This is a genomic window from Rubrivirga sp. (assembly GCF_049648075.1).
Classification (GTDB): Bacteria; Bacteroidota; Rhodothermia; order Rhodothermales; family Rubricoccaceae; genus Rubrivirga.
In genome coordinates this window covers 1-5,108 of the sequence record NZ_JBARYR010000440.1, presented here as the reverse complement: position 1 = coordinate 5,108, position 5,108 = coordinate 1, and the positions used below count along the sequence as shown (strand labels likewise).

Here is a 5,108-nt window from a genome sequence, read left to right as displayed (position 1 = left end):
GGCGGAGAGCGCGCGGTCGGTGTCGGGAGTACTCATTTGCTCGGGGGGCGAACTTTTTCCGTCTGGTCCGTAAGCGTGGGCAACCCTGCGCCTCGGGGTGCAAATATAAAGGGCAGAGTTGCCCTTTGTTTCACTAAAGCGGAAAAAATGCCCACGACCCCCTCCCGCCCCTTCTCGGCCCTCATCGACGACGCCATCCACCGGACGCGGCTCACCCTTGACCAGGTCGTCGTCGAGCTGGCGGCCCGCGACGTCTCGGTCTCTCGCCGCTCGCTCCTCAACTACAAGTCCGAGGCCTCGACGCCGACCGAGCCCCGGCAGCGCGCGATCCTGTCCGCCCTCGCCGACATCGCGGGCGACACGGACGGCGACGACTTCGTGATGGTGCCAGAGCTCGCCGTCGAGGCCTCGGCCGGCGACGGCGCCGACGTCGACGAGGCCGAGGTCGTCGTCGGCTACATGGCGATCAACCGGGTCGTCGCCCGCCACGAGTACGGGTTCGACCCCGATCGCTTGCGGACGATCGTGGTCCGCGGCACCTCGAACTACCCCACGCTCCGGCCCGGCCAACGCCTGGTCGTCTCGCTCTACGCGGGCGAGGACCTGGTCGACGGCGCGTTCTACGTCATGACCGGCCCGTCTGGGCGCATCATCAAGCGGCTCAAGCTGCGGGCCGGCGTCATCCTCGTCGTCTCGGACAACCACGAGTACGAGACCCTCGAGGTGCCGGTCGCCGAGTTCAGGTCGGACTACGAGGTCCACGCGATGGCCGTCAGCGTCTCGGCGCCGCTCTAGGCCGGCGGGTACGCGCTGGGTACGCCTCCCGACCGGACGGGGCCGGACGGCGCCCGACGAGACCGGAAACGGGCAACCCGAGACGCGAACCCGAAGCGGTCCTGGCCGAAACAGAAAACGGCCCCGCCGGTCAGGACGAGGCCGTTTTGAGTCTGTGCCCGGAGGGGGAATCGAACCCCCAAGACCCGAAGGCCGGCAGATTTTGAGTCTGCTGCGTCTACCAATTCCGCCATCCGGGCGCGGAGACAGAAGCTAGCCCACGAGCCTGGGGCCGTCCACCGCCTGGCGCGTCTTGACGAAGACCGCGACCTCGAGGACGCCTGCGGTTCATGAGTCGTAGCCAGCGGCGGTCTGTCGAAGATGGTCGGCGTACTGGTAGATGTCGTTCAGGGTGTCGATAGGGTGCCGGGTTTCGTTCTTGTCTGCGTCAAACGTGCCGAGGTAGTACTGGCTGGCAGCATTGAAACGGAGCCGGCAGATCGGCTTCCGGTTGTTGTCGTCCAGCAGGATGCCCATGTACGATTTCGTGTCCCGGTGTGCGATCCGTTCGGGGGCAACGACCTCTCTCACGATGGCTTTTACCATGTGGAATGCCTCAATCTCGTCAGCGGTCGTCTCAATTCCAGGATCTCGTTCCTCCTCGTCCTCGATGTTGCTCTCGTCCGATGGCTCGTCCTGCTTTCGGCCGGTCACAACGTCTTCCTGAGCCAGTGCCGTGCGAAGTCGGCCGCTCACGCGCTCACTGATGAACTGCTGGAGAGCCTTGGCCACAAGAGGGCCAAACTGCTCTCGGACGCTAGCAATGAACCTGCCTTCAGGGTTGACTTTGAGGTAGAGGAAACGGACTAGCTCAGGATCGGGGGACTCGAACTGCTCCGCGAGCACGCGCCGCAACTCCCTCAAATACTTCAGCTCGCTCGCAGCATTGAGCATTCTGTCTAGATCGAACGACCCTTTCGCGAGTCGCTTGACTTCGTTCACATGGTGGTCGCGTATGTCGAGCAGGTCCAACTCCAGAAATGGCCGTGCGTCCATCTTGTTTGGCTCCTCGAGGTCGGAATAGAGGCGATAGTGGATTCCGTTGGTGAGGATGGCGATTCGGGCCTTCGTTACCGTGAAGTACCTGAACAACTGGCTCATGTTGGCCTCGCTCAGGTTGGCTCCCGCGGCTTTGCACTCGATCAAGATGATGACTTCTCCATCTTGCTTGATGGCATAGTCCACCTTCTCGCCCTTCTTAACTCCTACGTCGGCTGTCAATTCTGGTACGACCTCCTGCGGGTTGAACACGTCGTACCCCAATGCTGCGATGAACGGCATCACGAGCGCGTTCTTAGTAGCCTCCTCAGTCTCTAGGTGGCCGATCAAGCTCGGTGCACGTTGGGCGAGAGAGGCAAGACGATCAGCGAAACTCATAGCTGGAGCAGATTGGGTGAAGGAACATGAGCATACTTCACCGTCAAGGCGTGCGCCAATCGCTGGTGCTAGCAGATAGAGGGAGAAGCTTGCTGACCTCGAAGTGATCCAGCGCCACGCTCCTCGGCTTCTCCTTGAAGCGGCAACGCTCTGTTCTCCACCCTCGAGGCCGAAGCGCGCTTGGCACCGATGTTGGGTAACACGTAGATCCCCGCCCTCGAGGCCTGAACCGTCGAATACCCGGCGGCACCGGAACGGCATCGAGACGCGGGCTCGGTCTGAAATGTCTCACATCTCACTCTCGACGGCTCCCAATCGGCACCGCCCCCGCATCTTGCGCGTAGGGCGCGGCCCGGACACTCCGCCCGGCGCCCCCTCTTCCCACACGCCGACCGCTCCCATGAGCCTCGCCGCCCGAGCCGTTTACCCCAGCCAGCCGACGCCCCTCCGTTCGCACCTCGATGACCTCCTGGGTCAGGTGCCCACGCGCGACGCCGACGACGGCGTTCTGGTCGGGCTCATCGTCCCCGACTCCAACCGGACCTCCGGTGGAGCCGCCGCCGCCCAGGCCTACGCGCTCTTGCGCGGCCTCGAGGTCGAGACCGCCATCGTGATCTCGCCGAGCCACCACGGCAACTTTGGGCGCCTGTCCATCTGCCAGACCGACTCCTACCACACGCCGATCGGCGAGGTCGTGGTCAACGACCACCTGCGCAACGAGCTCTGCGACGAGGACGACGACATCTACGTCGACGACACGGGCCACTACCACACGGAGGGCGCCGACGTCCAGCTCCCGTTCCTGCTCCGCAGCCTCGAGGGCGACTTCGACGCGGTCCCGATCGTGATGGGCGAGGAGAGCCCGGCGTTCTGCCGCGAGCTCGGCGCCGCCGTCGGTGAGGTGATGCACGGGCGGCGCTCCGTCGTGGTCGGCTCATGTGACGTCCTAGAGGCCGATGCCGACGGGCTCGGGAAGCTCCAGGCCGCCATCGAGGCGTTCGACGAGAGCACGCTGATGCACCTGTTGGGCAGCGAGGCGGTCCGCGTCGAGGGCATGGGCTCGCTTATCACGACCTTGATCGCCGCCAAGCGTCGCGGTGCCAAGCGGGCCGAGGTCTTGGTCCTCGAGGGCGCCACCGAGGACGCGCCCGGTGCCTTGTCCGTCGCCCTCTGGCGCTAACCGTATGGCCGCTTTCGCGTCTCCGTTCCACCAGTCCCGCCCCGCCGCCGTCCTGATCGGGGCCGGCGCGATGGCGCGGGCGCTGGGGCTGAGACTGTCGGAGGCGGGCTACCCGATCGCCGGCGTCGTGAGCCGGACCCGGAGGCCAGCGGAAGACTTGGCGCGTGTGTTGGGCGCGCCCGTCGCCTCGAACCAGCTCCGTGACATTCCCGCGACGGCGCCGCTCGTGATCCTGGCCGTCCCGGACGACCAGCTCGCAGACCTGGCCGAGACGCTCCTCGAGGCCTCGAGGCCGTGGCGGGACACCGTCGTGCTTCACACGTCGGGCGCCGTCTCGGCGTCCGTCCTCGACCCACTGCGCGACGTCGGCGCGACGACCTTGGCGTTCCACCCTGTCCAAACGTTGCCGCCCGGCGCCGACGCCGGCGCCCTCGAGGGCGTCACGGTCGGCCTCGAGGGGGAGCCGCGCGGGATCGCGGCGGGCGTCGAACTCGCGGTGACGCTGGGCCTGCGGTACCTCGTCTTGGAGGCCGAGGCCAAGTCGCGGTACCACCTGGCGTCCTCGATGGCGTCGAACTTGCTGGTGACGTTGCTCGGCATGGTGCAGGAGGTGACGGCCTCGATCGGGCTGGACCGGGAAGAGGCGATGGCCGTGCTCCGGCCGCTGCTCCAGGGGACGCTCGACAACCTGTCCGCGAGCTCGCCCGAGGAGGCGCTGACGGGACCGGTCGCTCGCGGAGACCTGGGGACGCTCAAGGCGCACGGCCTGGCGCTCCGCGAGCACTTGCCGCACCTGGTCCCGGCCTACGCCGCGCTGTCCGTCGAGACGGTGCGCTTGGCGGTCCGTTCCGGGAAGCTCCCGCCGGAGCGCGCCCAAGACGTGCTCACGCTTATGGAGAAGATGGTGACCCTGCCGCTGCCCGCCGCGTCTCCTGTCGGCCTCGAGGCCGCGGGCGACGGAGCGGGGTGACGACTAAGCGGCGTTGACAATTGCCGGTTCGGGCCCTGCCGAGGTCACGGTTTCGACCTCGCAAGGAGCGTGAGGAGTGCGGGGCCGTAGCCCCGGAGGACGAGCGTGACGTGGCGAGGCCGGAAGCTGGGCCGGCAGGGCCGATCAGGGTGAATGTCGACGCTGCCTACGGGAAGCAGTATGGGGCAAGGGGTGCTGCGTCCTGGAGGTCTGCTTTGCGCCAGCCTGGCAGCCCTCGAGGACGGGCCAGGGCTCGACCGGCTCCAGGCCAATCCCTCGCCTCTTGCCCATCCCCTCTTGCCTCTCCGGCCCCTGTGCAAATCCTGCGCAAAGGGAGCGAGGAGGACCGGCGACGGTACGGCCCGCTGTTCGTGGAGACTGGCGGCTCGTGTGTCGAACCCGCCCGATTGCGCCGTTCTTACCGACCTACGACCTCGCGTCTATGACTCCGACTGCTCCTCTCCCGACGGCCCTGACCTCCGAATCCGTCCGCTCTCTCGCAGAGCGGAGCGTGGCTCGGGAGTCGGCGTCGGCGTTCCAGGCGATCGTGGCGGCGTCCGCCCATGCGGTCCGCACGGCACGCCGGACCGTCCTCGAAGCCGAGGGCGCGGCGCTCAGCTTGCGTCAGCGTGAGACGGCGACGGGGGTGGCCTCCGACCTCGAGGCCGCGACGGAAGCCCTGTGTGCCGGCATCTCCGAAGAGGCGCGCTGTCTCGACCGCCGCCGCCCGGCCGACCGTGTCCGAGC

Annotated in this window: 5 protein-coding genes and 1 tRNA gene; 4 read left to right on the top strand and 2 right to left on the bottom strand. The window is 67.0% G+C overall.

What is annotated here, in order from left to right:
* The first annotated feature begins 147 nt into the window (after positions 1-147).
* On the top strand, positions 148-795 hold the full coding sequence (locus tag WBA11_RS12545; RefSeq protein WP_424521017.1) for a S24 family peptidase: 648 nt from the start codon (positions 148-150) through the stop codon (positions 793-795).
* Between the two features lie 155 nt (positions 796-950).
* Here WBA11_RS12545 and WBA11_RS12540 read toward each other — a convergent pair.
* Positions 951-1,034: transfer RNA gene (locus WBA11_RS12540), tRNA-Leu, on the bottom strand.
* Between the two features lie 88 nt (positions 1,035-1,122).
* Positions 1,123-2,163: a type I restriction endonuclease gene (locus WBA11_RS12535; RefSeq protein WP_424521016.1), complete on the bottom strand. Its 1,041-nt coding sequence runs from the start codon at positions 2,161-2,163 to the stop codon at positions 1,123-1,125.
* A gap of 448 nt (positions 2,164-2,611) precedes the next feature.
* Between WBA11_RS12535 and amrB the strand changes: the two genes are divergently transcribed.
* The 3 genes from amrB to WBA11_RS12520 all read left to right on the top strand — a co-directional run.
* Complete coding sequence (amrB, locus tag WBA11_RS12530) at positions 2,612-3,391, top strand: AmmeMemoRadiSam system protein B (RefSeq protein ID WP_424521015.1); 780 nt, start codon at positions 2,612-2,614, stop codon at positions 3,389-3,391.
* A 4-nt stretch (positions 3,392-3,395) separates the two neighbouring features.
* Positions 3,396-4,361, top strand: a complete 966-nt coding sequence (locus tag WBA11_RS12525; RefSeq protein WP_424521014.1) for a Rossmann-like and DUF2520 domain-containing protein — start codon at positions 3,396-3,398, stop codon at positions 4,359-4,361.
* Between the two features lie 442 nt (positions 4,362-4,803).
* Positions 4,804-5,108 (top strand): hypothetical protein (locus WBA11_RS12520; protein ID WP_424521013.1); only part of this gene is annotated, 305 nt, incomplete at its 3' end.

Bases quoted from the DNA above. Each gene is read 5' to 3' on its own strand.
- WBA11_RS12545 (WP_424521017.1), top strand. From the start codon at position 148: ATGCCCACGACCCCCTCCCGCCCCTTCTCGGCCCTCATCGACGACGCC.
- amrB (WP_424521015.1), top strand. From the start codon at position 2,612: ATGAGCCTCGCCGCCCGAGCCGTTTACCCCAGCCAGCCGACGCCCCTC.
- WBA11_RS12525 (WP_424521014.1), top strand. From the start codon at position 3,396: ATGGCCGCTTTCGCGTCTCCGTTCCACCAGTCCCGCCCCGCCGCCGTC.